General features: G+C 37.7%; 1 pseudogene. It reads right to left on the reverse strand.

Annotated features, from left to right (window positions below):
• Positions 1-289, reverse strand: a pseudogene (locus BCU12_RS23380) (dehydrogenase); the annotation flags it as partial.

The raw sequence follows: 289 nt of genomic DNA on the forward strand, positions 1-289 counted from the left end.
TCGCATCAGACTTTACATAATTAGTTTGGATATCTTGAGAAATATCTACGACTCGCTTCTGCAGTCTATCTAAATCATCACCTGGATAGTCGAGAACAATCCCTAGAGTAGCTCGATCATCAAGCTGTTTATATGCCTCTATCGAGTCACGAATCGAATAGCGATGTGTAATCAAAGGTTTAACATCAAGTACACCAGAAGACATCATATCTAAAACAGCTTCAAAATTTCGTTGCTCAGTCCAACGAACATAACCTACTGGATAATCGATACCTTTTTCTTCATAATC

The sequence above is a fragment of the Vibrio sp. 10N.261.55.A7 genome, assembly GCF_002877365.1.
Lineage (GTDB): Bacteria > Pseudomonadota > Gammaproteobacteria > Enterobacterales > Vibrionaceae > Vibrio.